The sequence below is a fragment of the Saccharospirillum sp. genome, from assembly GCF_039982735.1.
Classification (GTDB): domain Bacteria; phylum Pseudomonadota; class Gammaproteobacteria; order Pseudomonadales; family Natronospirillaceae; genus Saccharospirillum.
The window spans coordinates 1-16,341 of record NZ_JBDWXV010000020.1; the positions used below are offsets into that span (position 1 = coordinate 1).

Here is a 16,341-nt window from a genome sequence, read left to right on the forward strand (position 1 = left end):
ATGGCTGAGCTGACACAGCAACAATGCGACATCATCGCGGATCGTCTGAACTCTCGGCCAAGAAAGCGCTTGAACTTTAAAACTCCAGAGGAAATCTACTATGGTCGATAATTATTGTCGCGGTTCAAGCTTGATACTAAGCTTGATGGTCGCCGGTAAAACTGGAGCTGTGTTAGAAACCTACGTCGAAAACACCTTTCCAGCAGCTGAAGCCACCCTGGAAATAGTGCTCGATAAACTCGAAGCTTCATACGATAGCCTCAATCTGGAAAGCTATGCCTTGGAACAAGGTAACCTGACGCTGAATTTCATGGGCAGTTACGCGTTGGAGAAAACCCTGCCTGATTTACAGGCGTGGTTACAATCCTGCGATGTGAGTCATGTTGAGATCGAAGGAAATTGGGTTTAAGGGTTAAGGCGCCCATACCCAGGCAACCTTTCCATGAATCGAGACTAAGAGACTAAATGGACATCCATATCAACGAAAGACTAAAAGACTAAATGGACATCCATATCAACGTAATAAGATGATACCGAACATAAAGTCACACAAAAGGCTGTGTAAAAAAGGAAAGTAACAGTCGGAATTACTGGGTGGGTCAGAAATACGGGTTTTCAGCCATAGTAAAGCTTCAGGCTGCCCTGTGAAGAGGATTTTTTATAAGCTGGGGATCACTCTAAGTTAGCAGCTCTGCCAGCCGAAGACCCGGGGTTCGCTGATAACCAAACTGCTGAAACTTGGCTTTGATGGAAATGGCGGTGCCCACCAAGCCCTTAAACTGACTTTCAAAGTGCTGAGTGTTGTAGATCCAGTGTTCAGCGTCGATGCTTAGGCGTTCGAGAATAGGTGGGGTGCTATTGTCGATACTTCCACGCTTGTCATCTCGTATTTGGCGCCAGGTCCAGTCTACCAATTCCAGGTAGTCTTGCAGTCGAAAGGGAAGGCCTTCGGGCATACCCTGGCGCGGGTAGCCCACAAACGGAAACAATGATTTTGGTTGATGGGGTTCTAGTGATTCAGGGGCCTTCTGCGCGGTAGCTATCCGTTTTTTAGCTGAGGTGAATTCGGATGATTCCGGCGTGTCTGCTATCTGTGCTCGAATAGGGTTTAAATCCACATAGGCTAGGCAGGTTGCAAGGGCTTTCTCATCGAGCAATGCCTGGGATTTAAACCTGGCCTCCCAGAAGCGCCCAGTACAGCCGTCTTCCGCATTAGCCTGTCGGGCAATGTCTTCATTCAGGGCCCGCATGAACCAACTGATCGACATTAGGCGTTCGCGCCATTCAGTCGCCAACTCTGCTATGGCTTTGAGTTGCTCTTCGTAAAGATCCTTCCCGGCCATGTACTGTTGGGTCAGGAAATTACCGGAATACAACCTATGCCAACGCTCAATAACTTGTCTCTCCGTCCAGGCTTTGGCCTTTTCGGAGTTGATGTGCAAAACGATATGATAATGGTTGGACATGACCGCATAAGCGCAGATATCGAGGGCATATACCTCGGCTAGCAGTAGCATGCGGTGTTCAATCCAGCCGCGGCGGTGTTCGTAGTCGTTGCCGGAATGTTCATCGCGGCCGCACAAGAACGCCCGGCGCACGCATCGGGAGGTGCAGTGGTAATAAGGAGTCGCCTCTATGGCGATCTGGGATTTCCTCGAACGTGGCATAGCGTCTAACCCTGACGGCCCGTTGTAAGTATGCTGTATAAACTACTGTATGTCTTTTCCCAAGTCAAGTGTTAGGATGGGTGTCCAGCTTCGTGTTGGTGTCCAGCTTCGTGTTAATACAATGGTAACAAAGCTGATATTGATGCTTATCTTTCGGACATCTTGGACAGGCAGTTTGTTAAGCATTTGCAGGAGCAAGTGATTCGTAATATTGAAGATATAAGTGATTTAGGTGCTGTTGCGTGGAAGGGTGACGGCAAGCCGAGAATCCACTATGTGTTGAATGGTGGGTTCTGGGGCAAGTCTGGCACTACTAGAGAAGAGGTGTTAGAGCGTTTTAAGAAAATTGTTAGAGAGCAAAAGGTAAACGGAAATTCTTTCGAAGGCTCTGGAATGTTAGGTGACTGGCTGGATAAGACCCCGGAAGAATTCGATGCTTTGTTTGATGACTTAATTAAAGTAGACGTCGTGGAAGAAAGTGTTCCACCATTTACGAGTTAGAGAGTGCTATGACTGATCAGGAAAGAATCGCAATCTGGAATTGGTCTATGACAGCCCGAGTGTCAGGAATACCCAGGAAATCTTTTCTATATGACTTTAAGGGTGACTATAGAAATTCTTTAGATCAACTTCACCATAAGATTATTCCGTATGGTGACCTTCTATTATCTGCTTCGAATAAAGATGGCTTGGTTATATTCAACCGAAAGGAAGGCGTCATAGTCGATAGGTTGAGTTTCAGTCGTTGTATTAATGGTATGGTAAATAATCGTCACAATGGGAAGTATCTTTTTATTGATCCATATATTGTGGATTTGGAAACGCTGGAAATAGCGCATGATCCTTGGCCTGCCTTTGACGCCTATGGTATAGAGCCAAGGCCTCGCGGACGCGGATTCATTACCGGCCACTACGCGATCAGGGAGCTAAATCCCGATAAGAAACCAGGTCACTGGTGGGTTCTTGACCTTAATACTTGGAAGGAGACAATTCAGGATGTCGGTGCGAGCTGGCCAGGTTGGATGTTTTACGATCAAGGTCAAGTCGTGTGTAAGGCCAAAGAAAACCTGCAGATTCGCAGAATTAGCGATATGGCAATTATTTCTGAAAAGGAAGTGCTTGGTTTTTCTGCTGCTATTGGAAACCAAAGTGGAATTAAATTGAGTTTCAGTGATGGCGGCGGTTGCTACTTAGACGACCGTACTTTGAATGTTATTGGTACTTTGAATGACGAAGACTGTGTAGGCGGCGTTCAATTTTCAGACTTTAGTGATCGATTTTCTCCATTGTCAGTATTTACTGAAAGTCGCTCAGACGGCGATATCTTTCATTGCTACCACTGGAAATCTAAGCTCATTCTATGGCGAAAGAAGTTTAATAAGTTTAACCAGAACTATATTGCCGGTGATCTTGTTTTTGCCAGTGCAGATGGTGACCGCGTGTTGGCGATTGATAAGTGGACCGGAGATATTGTCTGGGAAGCTGAAGATCCATATCAGCCTTGGAGCATCCACTTTTATGAGAAGGATGTTTATTTTATGGATATGGGCGGCAATATGCGATGCTACCAGTGGGATGAGGAATATATCTCTCCCCATCGACCAAAAGACCCAAATATGGCCTGGATTCGACCTGAATGATGCATTTAACCAAAGAAGAACTAGCAAAAGTCAGTAGTAAGGCATTGGATATACTACTGAAGCACAAAGTCATCGAATACCGTCCCGAGCAAGAGGTCCTTGATCGGGAGCTTAACCAGATGGCTGCTGCCGAGTACGTCCTACCCTTGGAAATCTTATCAATGGAAGCACTCGGGTTGTCGTATTTTGACGTCGATACCTTTGATGGCAGTCAGAGATATCAAGACGAAGACTATTATCGAAATAGACTCGAAAAACTATCCAAAGCATCAAATGGTCGTATTAATTTTTCTGCGATTGAAACACAGTGGGAAGGTAATGTAATCACACTGTCATTTGAGTTCAACGGCGTTAGCCAGGTACTTGAATTTGATGTCAGTGAAAAAGAGGGTATGGTTCCAGAACCCTTCGTAGCGTTTCAGTTGAAACTGTTAAAACGAGATATTGACAGCTGGACATTCGTGCTCGGCAGTGCGCATGAAGCAGCCTCCCGGTACTATTCCGTACCCGTTTCCGCCGCTCGCGAGCTTGAAGCGTTGGAGGCAGGTTCAGTAAAAAAGTAGCGATGCCACCTTCTGGGCATAAGCAGAAGGGCTTCCAGCGCTCGCAACTGATTATTGCCGCGTTTTTTGGCACATTTACCGCTTGCTTATGGGGGTTGGCGTACAACAGTCAGTCCAGAGTTTACAAGATCACCTTGGGTATTGTGGGTGCGGTCGTCGGTTGGGTGGTTGCATTCGCTGCGGTAAATATCGGTGAATCACAATATGATCGTTATTGGCCAGTAGGCTTTGCTGCCCTGGCAGCATTGATTACTGTCAAGGTGCGAAGGAGTACATCTTCCCGAGCTAGCTGGTGGCGTGTAATCGGGTTAATCCTTGCGTCATTGTTGTGGGTGTTTATTGGGCTGGTTGTGGCGTTGGCTTTTCATTGATTAAGGTTCTTATGGCAGTACCAGTAAACGAGGGTTATTCAGTCGTGAGGTTCATCATCGCTACAATCCTGGCGTTGTGTACCGCCAACGCCAGGATTGAGGAAGTCGCCGAAATCGACTTTTAGGATTCGAACGTCCCTTGCTACTAGCTGCATCATGGCCACCTGCGAATACCAAGCCAACGTTTGACGGTATCAGGATGATCGTCAACTGGTCTGCTGCAGTCTGATAAGCTAGTACTACGGCTGCGGGTTCATGAATGCACAGGAAAAGACAGAACATCTATTTATACTCAGTGGCAGGCACGTTGCCAATGGACCGTTCCAGTTCAATTAAGGCGGCCGATGGAGTGGTATAGGCCCAGTTTCTCAAGCGACTCCTTCTGATGCTGTTGCATCTCTTTCAGAGACTCAACTAAGTTCTTTAATCGTTCAAGCGCACCGTCTTGAGGCGTTTGGTCAAACTGCCAGCCGGTCGGCAGGTTATTGAGAAATCTGTGTTCGGCCGCCTCGGGCGTGAACACGTAGGTCTGGCTGACCTTCTTCGTTGTGCTGAAATCCAGGTTGGCTTGCATGCGTTCTACGGCTAACCGCCGGGTTTCACTGTCAAAGGTTTGTTCTTGTCGGCTCACGGAGGCCTCGACGCGTTGAGTTATTTCGCCCTGAAAGGCGATGGTAACTACCGGGGCTTCTTCACTGGTGGGTCGTTGCAGCACTGGCTCGGTTGATGCTTGTGCCAACAGGTTGTTCCCCTGAATCCGGACCTGGGTTTCCTCATTGCGCTCCTGAATCCGAACCTCTATGGAATCCTGAAAGAACGCCAGGGGGTTCATTCGGGTGTCTTCCTGCCCGTCGTCATCAATGTACCCAAGGCTGGACTCGGAGACGAAGTTGCGCAGGTTCAGTTCCTGCACCACGGCGACGGCGCCGTTTTCCATTAAGGCGGCCCCGCTTCGTTTCACCTGTGCCTGCAATTCGCCCTGGCTATCGAGTAAGTCGTACTGGGTTTCGGCACTGGTGAGCGATATGGCACCCAGACCCACGGTAGACAGAGATTGGATGACGGGCTGGCCCTGGTCGTCGAACTGCATGAAGCCCAATTGTTGAAAAGCGGCGTCGCCTTCGTCTATCCAGCCGTTGCCGTCGTTATCGAGTTCGGCCAGCTCCTGATAACCATGGCCAGTCGACGGGCCAAACAGCTCGCTGCCGTCATCAATTTTCCCGTTGCCGTTGCGATCGAATACGAGGTAGCCGGAACCACTGGCGGTTCTGGATACGCTGTCCAGTTCGCCGTCGGCATTGAGGTCAAAGTCGAACACTTCGTCGCTCAGTTGCACACTTTCGCCGTTCAGGTTGATGGCGAGTGGATCAATCAGGTCGACATTCCCGACGAAGGTATTGACCTGTTCACGTTGTGTCAGGCGTTCAAAATCAAGTTGCATGAGAAAACTAATCTCGCGCCCGTCTGCGGTCGTTACCGTGCCCAGGGTGTTCATTTGTACTGAATTATGGGTTTCAACACTTTCGACTGTGCTGATCTCAATAAGGGTTGCGTCGGCTGGGTTGCCATTGCTACCCGTCGGCAGTGAGCGGGTGATCGTGAACTCGGCCCGTTGCGAAGACGCCGTGACCGCCTCGAGGATTGATTGGCTTAAATGGCTGCTGATGGTGTCGCCCGGCCCAGCGACGACCGAGGCCGCCTGCAAGGCAAGCCGCTCTGAGTGAGTGGTAGTCAGCTCCAATGTGACGCTGGCTTCGCGATCGGCTGACCGTTTGCGTTCGAAGACTAGGTTCCCCTGACCGACATCCATAATGTCCGAGCCACGGTTGAACCGTTGCTGGAGTGTGTCCTGGTCCAGCGTGCTGACCTGTTCACGCCGCTGTTGCAGTCGCTCGGTGGTGTGTTGCTGAACCGATTGGCTGACCACATCACTACTGATGATACGCATAATAATCCCTCAGACGTAACGATACTCAGTGGGTAGCGGCCGGGCTGAGGCAGAACCTGAATGAAATTGAGTATCAATTTGTAATTTCATCGGTTTTCCGCGCGCTGGGCGCAGTGCACTCAAATTATTTTTACCCCTTTTCCCAACCTCAGACGTTTAACCCCCAAGACCGACCATGAGGCGGTCGTACGATACAAGGGGAATCCACATGATCAATCGCACTCACGGCCTTTGGCTGAGCACCGCCATACTCACTGCCTGTTCCAGCGTCCAGGAGCCCAATACTCTGGAAGTGGGGCAGGCTCATTCGGAACCGTCATCGGCCGAAATTCGCCCGGCACCGCAGCCAGAACCGTTGCGTGAGACAACTAAACTCAATTCGACGCTTGCGGATGCCACGAGTCCCCACATTCAGGCACAGCCCGCTGCCCGCTCTGAAAGCATCGCAAGTTTTGTGATGCCCGCTCCAAGCCCAGAGCCTGGGGTGGTTATCGAGCCCGATCGGGAACGCTATGAGGCAGCCGCGGTTAACCCGATCCACCGTGTGTTGGAGTCGCCGGTGTCTACCTTCAGTGTTGATGTGGATACGGCCAGCTACAGCAACATGCGCCGGTTTTTGAGCCAGGGTGTCATGCCACCCGAAGACAGCATTCGGGTCGAAGAGCTGCTTAATTACTTCGATTATCAGTATGAAGGGCCTGGTGAGAGTGATCATCCCTTTGCCATTCATACCCAGCTGGCACCCACACCCTGGAACGAACATACCCAGTTGTTGCGCATTGGGGTGCAGGGTTACGAGGTTGAAGCAGAGTCACTGCCGCCGATGAATCTGGTATTCTTGCTCGATGTCTCCGGCTCCATGAACCAGCCCAATAAATTGCCACTGCTGCAACGTGCTTTTGGATTGCTGGTAGATAGGCTACGGCCTGAAGATAAAGTGGCCATTGTGGTTTATGCCGGAGCGTCGGGGGTGGTGTTGGAACCTACCGGTGGGGATGATCGCGTCAGCATCAGTCATGCGCTGAACCAGTTGCAGGCCGGCGGCAGCACTCATGGCAGTGCGGGCATTCAGTTGGCCTATCAGGTTGCAGAAGCGCAGTTCACGGAAGGTGGCATCAACCGGGTGATACTGGGCACCGATGGTGACTTTAATGTGGGAGTGACCAACCTGGATGACCTGAAAACACTGATTGAAGCCAAGCGTGAAAGCGGCGTCTTCTTCAGTGCGCTCGGGTTTGGGACCGGCAATTATAACGATCAGCTGATGGAAGAGCTGACCAACTTGGGCAATGGCACCGCCTATTACATTGACCAGTTCCGGGAGGCTCGCAAGGTATTCGCCGAAGACCTGGCTGGTACGCTGCACAGCATCGCCAAAGACGTCAAAATACAGGTCGAGTTTAACCCGGAGTGGGTGGCTGAATACCGCCTGATCGGTTACGACAACCGCCAACTTCGCCGGGAAGACTTCAATAACGACCGGGTAGATGCCGGTGATGTCGGGGCTGGCCATTCGGTCACAGCACTGTACGAAGTGGTGCCCGCCCGCAGTGACTTCAGGTTTATTGATCCGCTGCGTTTTCAGGAGCACTCGGGTGTTGAAGCCACGGCTTCGGAACTGGCCTTTGTGAAACTGCGCTACAAACGGCCGGATCAGCATCGCAGTATTCTGATGTCCCATCCGGTCGAAGCGGCCACTGAAGCCCAGAGTATGGACAGCGCCATGCAGTTTGCCGCTGCTGTCGCCGGATTTGGCGAGTTGTTGCGCGGCAGCTACTATGTCGACGACTGGTCAATTGCAGATGCCCGTCAACTGGCGCAAGCGGCCATTGGCGAGGATGCCTTCGGCTACCGCCAGGAGTTGCTTCAACTGATGCAGAACGCCGAGGCGTTGGCACCCCATTGAAACAGGAATATCGTTAGCAGTGACGCTGTTATCCAACGTACAGGGCTGGTTCACCGGCCGGGGCGATGCAGCCCCGGCCGACCCGGACAGCCAACTGATGTGGCGCTATCGTCAATCCGGCAGCGCGGACCTGCTCGCCCGTCTGATGCGCGACACAGGGGGCGACCTCTACCATTTCCTGTTAACCCAAACCGATGCCGCCTTTGCTGAAGACTTGTACCAGAGCGTCTGGCTCAGGGTGATGGAGCGGCGCCATCAGTACGAGCCGGGGTCGGCCAAATTCAAAACATGGTTGTTCACCCTGGGCCGGCACCTGATGATCGACGAGTTACGGCGACAGAAACGCTGGCAAACGACGGATCTCGACGACGCAGAAACCGACCCGGCGAGCCTGGCAGAACTGCACACACAACCGCTGGAAAGCACCATCGCTCAGGATAACCTTCACCAGCACTTTGACCGGCTGTTGCTCGGGTTGCCCTTTGCCCAGCGCGAGGCGTTCGTGTTGCAACAGGAGGGCTTTAGCCTGAAAGACATCAGCGATATTACCGGCATCGGCCAGGAAACCATTAAAAGCCGGTTGCGTTTTGCCCGTCAAACCCTACAGCAACAGTTGGAGGCGCATCATGGCCCCGCATGACGACGACCGCTCAGCACAGCATGATGACCTGTCGTCGCTTTACCAGCAGCGCAAGCAGCGTCACCCGGCCCCCGAGCGCTTGAACGAGACGGTGTTAGCGACTGCCAAGGCTGAAAAAGACCGTCATGGGCGGGGTTATGGCTGGAAAGGTGCCTTGTCTTCGGTCGCCGCCGCTGTGGTCATTCTCGTGCTGGGTATGAACTGGCTGCAAGATCCGGTGCTCTCACTCAGCGAAGACGTCAGTATGGTTTCGGAGATGGCCGATACAGAAGCGACTGAGTCGGCACAGTCTTTTTTGACTGAATTGACCACCGGTGAAGCATCCCCTGAACCCGCTCGCAGTGCACCAACACCGGCTCCCAAAGCGGAGTCACGGCGTATGGAACCGGCGCCGAATGAACCGTCCGGATCTGATGCGCCCGTGATGATGGCTGATCGCGCTTTGCCGTTTGAATCGTTGCAGGCAGAAGCGGTAGCTGTAAAGCCGCGCTTTCTGAAAGCAATAGCAGGAGAAAATTCTGTGTTTGAACAATGTGATGGCAGTTTGTTCGAGTACACCATTCCGACTGCGCCCAGCAAGGGCTGGTTTGAAGTCGAATGGTCGGAGAGTGGCGGTATCGGGAGCGTTGTTTCCAGGGGCGCCGAATCGCCTTGTGACTCAAAATGAGCAGAGCTGAATAAAGTCGAAAAGGGAGAGGCTCTTGAAAGGAGAGCTAGGATCTTTCAGGTACGGTCTGCCCGCTCCAGCCAGGAGCAGGCAGACCGTTGTGTTCGGGTTTATCCGGTAATCCGACGCTGCGCACGCCACTGCTTCAACACCGGGCGCGGGTCCTGGCTCAGTGGCATGGCAATGGCCATCTTCAGTTCTGCACGGGTGTAGCCAATGTCTTCCAGCGTGGCATCATCGTATCGTGTCAGGCTGATCAGCTTGTTGCGGTATTGCCAGGCACGGTAAAGGCGACCTGCCGTGGCAAACAAGTGCAGCGGTGGCATCGACGGCATATAGAATTCGGGTACCGGTGCTTTGGCAGGTAGTTGAACGAGGGTGTTGAGACCGATAGCTGTCATGGTGTTCTCCGGTAAAACAGCAAATGTAAGGGTATACGGTCTGGTCAATTAGTAGGCAGATCGCGGCGCGGATTATGCTTATCCGACCGGTCAAGATCAATCGCCAAAATCACTTTTTATGAGTTAAATACAAAATATTACTGGCTTGCTGACAGCGCCGGAAAAACGGCGCTTTACAAGGCTGTCCGTTACCTCACTTTGACAACCCGCGACCACCCCAACCACCCTTTTCTGACCCAGATAATAAAGGCGCGCTGGCACTGGTCACATTTGACCGTGTGCACGCCTTCGGTTTTGGCCGGGTAATCAGCCGTGTAGGGTGCGCTGCAAAACGGACACTGCACGGCCATAGGCGGTACTCTTTAGATTATGCCGGGGTTACTGCGGCGCCGTCGCCTGGCGCGCTTCCAGATAGGTGATCTGGTTCAGGCCGTTGATGTATTGCTGCATCATGTCGGCTCGTTCGGCGTCACTCAGGTTGGCGGCTTGCAGTTGTTTGTCGAAGGCGGCTTTGAGCATGTCGAATTCGAAGTCGACGGTTTTCAGCACGCCTTGAATGCTGTCACCACGACGCACGTTGCTCAGGCGCAGGTCGCCGTTTTCTTCAAAGAAGATGTCGAGGCTGTCGGTATCGCCGAACAGGTTGTGCAGGTCACCCAGAATTTCCTGGTAGGCGCCCACCATGAACAGCCCTAGCCAGGGTTTTTCATTGGGGGTCCAGTCCGGAAGGGGCAGGGTGGTTTCGACACCTTCACCGTCGACGTAGGCATTGATGCGACCATCGGAATCACAGGTGATGTCCTGAATCACGCCGCGTTCAGTCGGTTCCCGGTCTAGCCCAGTCAGCGGCAGAATCGGGAAAATCTGGTCGATACCCCAGATGTCAGGCACCGACTGGAAGACCGAGAAGTTAACGAACAACTTGGTCGCCAGCTTTTCATTCAAGTCGTCGATCATGCCTCTGTGGCTGCTCTTACTCGGGTTCAAGCGGCTGCGAATACCCTGGTTCAGACTACGCGCCAGCTCTTCGGCCTGGGCCCGGCCATGTAGCGACAATTGCCCCAGGTTATAGGCCTGGTGGCACTCGCTGAGGAAGTAGCTGGCGTCATGGTAGAGCTCGGCCAGAGACCGCTTGCGCGAGTCCAGATCCTGCAGGCAGGACCAGAGTTCGAGCAGGGCGGGTTGTTCGTCACTCTCGGGCTTGCCCACGTCGGTGGAATTGGCTCGTTCTTCTTCGATCACATCGGTTAGCAACACAGCGTGATGCGCGGTAACCGCCCGGCCGGATTCACTGAAAATGTTCGGGTGCGGCAGTTCCGCCTGCTCGGCCGCTTGCCGGAAGGCGAACACGACGTTGTTGGCGTATTCCTGGGTGCTGTAGTTCATCGAACAGGTCGAACGCGAGCGGGTGCCTTCGTAGTCGACACCCAGGCCACCACCAACGTCGACGCATGACACAGGCACACCCAGCTGACGCAGTTCAACATAGAAGCGCGCACATTCGCGCAAACCAACCTGAATATCGCGGATGTTGGCGATCTGTGAGCCCAGGTGAAAATGAAGCAACTGGAAGGCATCAGTCATATTGGCGGCTTTCAGGGCATCGACTACACGCAATACCTCGGCGGCGGTCAGACCAAATTTGGATTTCTCGCCCCCGGTGTTCTGCCAGTTTCCCTTACCAATGGACGACAGCCGCGCACGCACGCCAATGCGCGGCCGCACGTTCAGCTCCTGAGCGATCTGAATCACCCAGTCGACTTCGCTGGCTTTCTCCACCACCAGAAACACCCGGTGGCCGAGTTTCTCAGCCAGCAGCGCCAGCCGAATGAACTCCCGGTCTTTGTAGCCGTTGCAAACAATGGTGGTCTCACCTTTATGAGCCTCGGCCATCACCGCCAGTAACTCCGGCTTGCTGCCGGCTTCCAGCCCAATGCGGCCGTTACACGCTTTTTGTTGGCCGTTAATGATTTCCTCAACAACCCGGCGTTGCTGGTTCACCTTGATTGGATACAACGGCTGGTACTGGCCCTGATAGGCTTCACTGGCGATGGCCTTGTGAAAGGCATCCACAATGGTGCCAACCCGGTCATGCAGAATATGCGGAAAACGCACCAGCAGCGGCATTTGCAAACCCTGGGCGCGAGCGGCGTCGACAATACGCGTGAGCGGAACCGGCTGGGCGGCGTGGTTGACGCTGACACGACCATCGCTGGTAATGCCAAAGTAGTCTTCCGACCAGCGGCTGACGTTATACAGTTCAAGAGCGTCGGCAACGGACCAACTCATAGTAAGCGTTTTCCTTATCATCAAATAACGGCAATCGGTAGTGGCAGCCTAGCAGCATTCACCAGGATGTTCGAAAAGAGGCGATTGTAGAACGTTGTGCTCAGCGCGCAATCAATCATAATGGCGGGCTGCGTAAATTGATGAAATGGAGTGTCCGAGCATGAACAAGAGCATCATCAGCACCGATCAGGCCCCGGCCGCCATAGGCCCCTATTCACAGGCTGTTAAAGTGGGCGATACCGTCTATCTGTCGGGCCAGATCCCGCTCGATCCGAAAACCATGGCGCTGGTCGAAGGCGACATCGCAGCCCAGGTGCAACAGGTTTTCAAGAACCTGACAGCGGTCTGCGAAGCGGCCGGAGGCAGTTTGCAGCACATTGTTAAGCTGAACATCTTCCTGACCGACCTTGGTCATTTCAACACCGTCAACGAGATCATGAAAGAGTATTTCGAGGCCCCGTATCCGGCGCGTGCGGCGATTGGCGTGGCTCAGTTGCCGAAAGACGCCCAGGTTGAGATGGATGGGGTGATGGGGCTTTCCTGAGGTCCAGTACTATTATTTAACTCCGGCTGAGTGACAGGTGCCGGGTCTGCCTATCCGGGGGAGTCCGCAACAGGGATGTTGTGGCCTAGGCTCCATGGATGGATCTACGCCGACCCCGGATAGGCAGACCCGGTAACTGGCACGGACTCGTGGCGTTACTTCCCCCGCTTGCGTTTGGCCTTTAGCGCGCTGCGCGCGTCTTTGTAGCCTTGCCATCTGACCTGCATGGCGGCCAGCCAGCTTAATAGCTTGTGGGCAGCGCGGCGGCGAGTGAGGAATTTTGGCAATGCTTTGGCCATGTTGGCGAATCCTTGATGGGAATTGTTCGAAGGTTAGTGGATAAATTTGATAAACTGCCGGTCCATTTAACGATTCATGAGCCCGATGCGTCAAGCGAACCCCTCACCACCGACCCCGCCCAAGCGGCCGGGGCGCCGTCAGCGCGACTCGCGTGTTACCGAAGGCACCCAGTATAGCGACTTTCTGGCGCCCAAATACTGGGGAGCCTGGCTGTTCATCGGCTTTATGTACGTGATTGGGTATATACCCGGTAAAGTTCGCATTGGGCTGGCCCACATACTGACGCCCCTGGCCATGCGCCTCGCCCGCAGCCGGCATCACATTGCCAAAACCAACATCGATCTGTGTTTCCCGGAGAAAACCGAAGCTGAGCGCAAAAAACTGGTTCGGGATACTTTTTTCGCCAATGTGTTGGGGTTTTTCGAAACGGCCGATTCCTGGGTGCGCCCGATAGAGCGTATGCGCTCGCGCGTGCGCTGGGAGGGTGTTGAGCACCTGGATGCCGCCGAGAAAGACGGCCAGGGCGTGCTGCTGGTCGGCGGCCATTTCGCCATTCTGGACATGGCCGGTGCGCTGTTCGGACTGATCAAGCCCTATGATCTGGTCTACCGCAAACACGACAACGCCCTGCTCAACTACTTTATGACCCGCTCGCGTGAACGCTGGTGCGAACGGACACTGGCGCGTCGCGATATGAAGGGCCTGATCCGGTCACTGCGCGAGGGCCGCATTGTCTGGTACGCGCCCGATCAGGATTATGGCCGCAAGGCGAGCGAATTCGTGCCGTTTTTCAACATCCAGACGGCGACAGTCACTATGACCAGCAAGCTGGCTAAATCGGGCAATGCCCGCGTTATTCCGGTGTTTTTCTACCGTGACTCGACACTGTTGGGATACGGCGCCCGTTTTGGGCCGCCGCTGCCGATCCCCAGTGGAGATGACATCAATGATGCGGCCTGTTTTAATGCCTGGCTGGAAGGCTGTGTACGGGAAGCGCCAGATCAGTATTTGTGGTTGCACAAGCGTTTTAAAACCCGGCCTGAGGGCGAGCCTTCGGTTTATTGATGTCATGATTTGGCGCCGTGCCGGCACCGACAACCGGCAACCAAGTAAGCCCAACATGAGCAACCTCTAAGACAACGATTACCGCAGCCCGCAGAGGCTTCTAAACAAGGTGACTATGAAAGCCTTCGACTATCCCGTTTTTGATGTCCAAATCGCCGCCTCAGTACCAACGGACACTGATGCCGTGCTGGAATGGCGTGAACGCAGTGTTTTGACTGTTATTGCCGACCGAAACCGGGAGCGGGATCAAACGCTGGCGCCGGATGAAGCACCAAAGGGGCAGTGGACTTTTGTTAAGCTGGCGTCGGCCAGTTCGATGTTCGAGCGCCTGACCCAGGCGCGTAAAGCGCTGTCTGGTGCCTGGCAGGTGGGTGATCGGCATCTGACGCTGGTGGCCGACAGTGCCGAAGCACTAGACGCCTTGCTCAGCGCGGCATTGGCGGCTTTGTATGTGCTGCCTACCTTCAAGCAGGACCCCGCCCCGGCCCCGACGGTGACGCGCATTACGCTGGTGGGGCCGATCAACGATGCTGACGTGCGCATTCGCTGTGCCGAAGCCGAAGGCAATGCCTTAACCCGGTTTTTGTCGACGATGCCCGCCAACGAGCTCACCCCCTGGTCGTATCGGGACTGGGTGGAAGACCTGGCCGAGGCCGAAGGCTGGAATTACCGGGTCTACGACTACAAAGAACTACAACAAATGGGCGCGGGTGCCTTCCTGGCCGTGGCACAGGGCTCGGAGAGTCAGGATGCCTCCATCGTGCGGGTGCAGTATCGCGGCAAGCCGGAATCAACCGACACCCTGGCCCTGGTCGGCAAGGGCGTCTGTTTCGATACCGGGGGCTATAACCTGAAAATCAGCGGCAGCATGTTTGGCATGCACGGTGATATGGGCGGCAGCGCGGCAGTGCTGGGCAGCCTGCTAACCGCCACCCGACTGGGTTTGCCGTTCAACATGACCGGCTGGCTGGCACTGGTAGCCAACCACCTGGGGCCCAATGCCTATCATGCCAATCAGGTGGTGCGGGCGTTGAACGGCACCACCATTGAAGTGGTGGATACCGATGCCGAGGGCCGGATGATTCTGGCCGATACCCTGACGCTGGCGTCGCGCGAACGGCCGAAATGGGTATTTGACTACGCCACCCTGACCGGCACCTGCATTGCTGCCCTCTCTACCCGATACAGTGGCGTTTTTACCAACCATGATGCCTGGTGGATGCCGCTGATCAGTACCGGTCAGCGCTGCGGAGAGCGGGTCTGGCCTTTCCCGATCGACCCGGATTACGACGACCAGATTAAAAGCGACATTGCCGATATTCAGCAGTGCAACCCGGGCAAGTCGTCCGATCATATCGATGCGGCCCGATTTCTGAGCCGGTTTGTGGAGGCGGGCGTACCCTGGGTGCATGTCGACCTGGCGGCCGATAGCCACAAAGGGGGCCTGGCCCATGTTCCAACGGATGTGACTGGCTTTGGTGTTCGCCTCACCCGGCAGTGGCTGCAGGACTGGTCGTCCGGTGCAGACTGAGTCTGCCAGAAATCGTCATCGGGCTGTCATCTGGCCCCCGGGTTGACTGCGTACAACCCGGTAACCCCACCTAATTGCAAAGAGTGCCCGCCCATGTTGAGTAACGAAGCCGCAGCTGTCCGTGAAGCACTGGTGCACCAGGGTCTGGAGACCCCCATGGTCGACAATGGCCTGAGCAATGAACAGAAACGAGAGCGCATCACCGGGCTGATGGCGGAAGTGGCAGGCACCCTCGGGCTCGATTTAACCGACGACAGCCTGATGGAAACCCCGGCGCGCATCGCCAAGATGTACGTTGAAGAAATTTTCTCCGGTCTCGATTACAGCACCTTCCCGAAGATCACCCAGATCGAGAACAAGATGGGCCTGCATGAAGTGATTAAAGTGCGGGATATCGGCGTGCTCAGCACCTGTGAGCATCATTTCATCACCATCGATGGCTGCGCCCGTATCGCCTACATTCCCAAAGATACGATTATTGGCCTGTCGAAACTGAACCGCCTGGTACGTTTCTTCGCCCAACGGCCCCAGGTTCAGGAACGTCTGACCCGTCAGATTATGGTATCGCTGCAAGTACTCCTCGGTACCGATGATGTCGCCGTGCATATTGATGCGAAGCATTATTGTGTGAAAGCGCGTGGAGTAATGGACGAGCAGTCTCAGACCGAGACCATTGCGCTGGGTGGGGTATTCAAAAAAGACGCCGGGTTGCGTACTGAGTTTTTAAGTTAGTAGCCAAGTTACGGAATTCGGGTCACATTGGAGGCTATGGACCGCGCCGGCTACCAGGTATGCCTCTGTGGGACGGC

At 54.1% G+C, this 16,341-nt stretch carries 16 protein-coding genes; 11 read left to right on the plus strand and 5 right to left on the minus strand.

Annotation, left to right across the window (positions count from 1 at the left end):
* Nucleotides 1-100 precede the first annotated feature (100 nt).
* Nucleotides 101-409 (plus strand): hypothetical protein, encoded by a 309-nt coding sequence (locus ABJT94_RS17145; RefSeq protein WP_348475893.1) that lies wholly within the window; start codon nucleotides 101-103, stop codon nucleotides 407-409.
* Nucleotides 410-677: 268 nt separating this feature from the next.
* Here the strand turns inward: ABJT94_RS17145 and ABJT94_RS17150 are convergent, their stop codons facing one another.
* On the minus strand, nucleotides 678-1,667 hold the full coding sequence (locus ABJT94_RS17150; RefSeq protein WP_348475892.1) for a hypothetical protein: 990 nt from the start codon (nucleotides 1,665-1,667) through the stop codon (nucleotides 678-680).
* A gap of 198 nt (nucleotides 1,668-1,865) precedes the next feature.
* Between ABJT94_RS17150 and ABJT94_RS17155 the strand changes: the two genes are divergently transcribed.
* The 3 genes from ABJT94_RS17155 to ABJT94_RS17165 are packed head-to-tail and all read left to right on the plus strand — an operon-like array spanning nucleotide 1,866 to nucleotide 3,870.
* Entirely contained in the window at nucleotides 1,866-2,168 is a 303-nt protein-coding gene (locus ABJT94_RS17155; protein ID WP_348475891.1) for a hypothetical protein, read from the plus strand.
* An 8-nt stretch (nucleotides 2,169-2,176) separates the two neighbouring features.
* Nucleotides 2,177-3,307 (plus strand): PQQ-binding-like beta-propeller repeat protein, encoded by a 1,131-nt coding sequence (locus tag ABJT94_RS17160; protein ID WP_348475890.1) that lies wholly within the window; start codon nucleotides 2,177-2,179, stop codon nucleotides 3,305-3,307.
* Nucleotides 3,304-3,870 carry a hypothetical protein gene (locus tag ABJT94_RS17165; RefSeq protein ID WP_348475889.1) on the plus strand — a complete coding sequence of 189 codons (567 nt, stop codon included), beginning with the start codon at nucleotides 3,304-3,306 and terminating at the stop codon, nucleotides 3,868-3,870. Before ABJT94_RS17160 ends, ABJT94_RS17165 begins: the two co-directional genes overlap by 4 nt.
* Before the next feature lie 699 nt (nucleotides 3,871-4,569).
* On the opposite strand, the gene ABJT94_RS17170 is transcribed toward ABJT94_RS17165, so the two are convergent.
* Nucleotides 4,570-6,189, minus strand: a complete 1,620-nt coding sequence (locus ABJT94_RS17170; RefSeq protein WP_348475888.1) for a hypothetical protein — start codon at nucleotides 6,187-6,189, stop codon at nucleotides 4,570-4,572.
* A gap of 208 nt (nucleotides 6,190-6,397) precedes the next feature.
* Between ABJT94_RS17170 and ABJT94_RS17175 the strand changes: the two genes are divergently transcribed.
* The 3 genes from ABJT94_RS17175 to ABJT94_RS17185 are packed head-to-tail and all read left to right on the plus strand — an operon-like array spanning nucleotide 6,398 to nucleotide 9,402.
* On the plus strand, nucleotides 6,398-8,095 hold the full coding sequence (locus tag ABJT94_RS17175) for a VWA domain-containing protein (protein ID WP_348475887.1): 1,698 nt from the start codon (nucleotides 6,398-6,400) through the stop codon (nucleotides 8,093-8,095).
* A gap of 19 nt (nucleotides 8,096-8,114) precedes the next feature.
* Nucleotides 8,115-8,735 (plus strand): sigma-70 family RNA polymerase sigma factor, encoded by a 621-nt coding sequence (locus ABJT94_RS17180; protein WP_348475886.1) that lies wholly within the window; start codon nucleotides 8,115-8,117, stop codon nucleotides 8,733-8,735.
* A complete protein-coding gene (locus ABJT94_RS17185) occupies nucleotides 8,722-9,402 on the plus strand; it encodes a hypothetical protein (RefSeq protein ID WP_348475885.1) in 681 nt (226 codons plus the stop codon). The genes ABJT94_RS17180 and ABJT94_RS17185 overlap by 14 nt, the downstream gene beginning before the upstream one ends.
* A gap of 110 nt (nucleotides 9,403-9,512) precedes the next feature.
* Here ABJT94_RS17185 and ABJT94_RS17190 read toward each other — a convergent pair whose 3' ends face one another.
* Nucleotides 9,513-9,803 (minus strand): DUF1127 domain-containing protein, encoded by a 291-nt coding sequence (locus tag ABJT94_RS17190; RefSeq protein ID WP_127556826.1) that lies wholly within the window; start codon nucleotides 9,801-9,803, stop codon nucleotides 9,513-9,515.
* A 378-nt stretch (nucleotides 9,804-10,181) separates the two neighbouring features.
* Nucleotides 10,182-12,092 (minus strand): biosynthetic arginine decarboxylase, encoded by a 1,911-nt coding sequence (gene speA / locus ABJT94_RS17195; RefSeq protein ID WP_348475884.1) that lies wholly within the window; start codon nucleotides 12,090-12,092, stop codon nucleotides 10,182-10,184.
* Nucleotides 12,093-12,252: 160 nt separating this feature from the next.
* Here speA and ABJT94_RS17200 point away from each other — a divergent pair, with 160 nt between their 5' ends.
* On the plus strand, nucleotides 12,253-12,636 hold the full coding sequence (locus tag ABJT94_RS17200) for a RidA family protein (protein ID WP_348475883.1): 384 nt from the start codon (nucleotides 12,253-12,255) through the stop codon (nucleotides 12,634-12,636).
* 155 nt (nucleotides 12,637-12,791) lie between these two features.
* Here the strand turns inward: ABJT94_RS17200 and ABJT94_RS17205 are convergent, their stop codons facing one another.
* Nucleotides 12,792-12,935, minus strand: a complete 144-nt coding sequence (locus tag ABJT94_RS17205) for a hypothetical protein (RefSeq protein WP_348475882.1) — start codon at nucleotides 12,933-12,935, stop codon at nucleotides 12,792-12,794.
* Nucleotides 12,936-13,020: 85 nt separating this feature from the next.
* Here ABJT94_RS17205 and lpxL point away from each other — a divergent pair, with 85 nt between their 5' ends.
* The 3 genes from lpxL to folE all read left to right on the plus strand — a co-directional run bounded on the left by lpxL (nucleotide 13,021) and on the right by folE (nucleotide 16,264).
* Entirely contained in the window at nucleotides 13,021-14,001 is a 981-nt protein-coding gene (lpxL, locus tag ABJT94_RS17210) for an LpxL/LpxP family Kdo(2)-lipid IV(A) lauroyl/palmitoleoyl acyltransferase (protein ID WP_348475881.1), read from the plus strand.
* A 115-nt stretch (nucleotides 14,002-14,116) separates the two neighbouring features.
* Nucleotides 14,117-15,532, plus strand: a complete 1,416-nt coding sequence (locus ABJT94_RS17215; RefSeq protein WP_348475880.1) for a leucyl aminopeptidase family protein — start codon at nucleotides 14,117-14,119, stop codon at nucleotides 15,530-15,532.
* Between the two features lie 93 nt (nucleotides 15,533-15,625).
* Nucleotides 15,626-16,264 carry a GTP cyclohydrolase I FolE gene (folE, locus tag ABJT94_RS17220; protein ID WP_348475879.1) on the plus strand — a complete coding sequence of 213 codons (639 nt, stop codon included), beginning with the start codon at nucleotides 15,626-15,628 and terminating at the stop codon, nucleotides 16,262-16,264.
* Nucleotides 16,265-16,341: the final 77 nt, after the last annotated feature.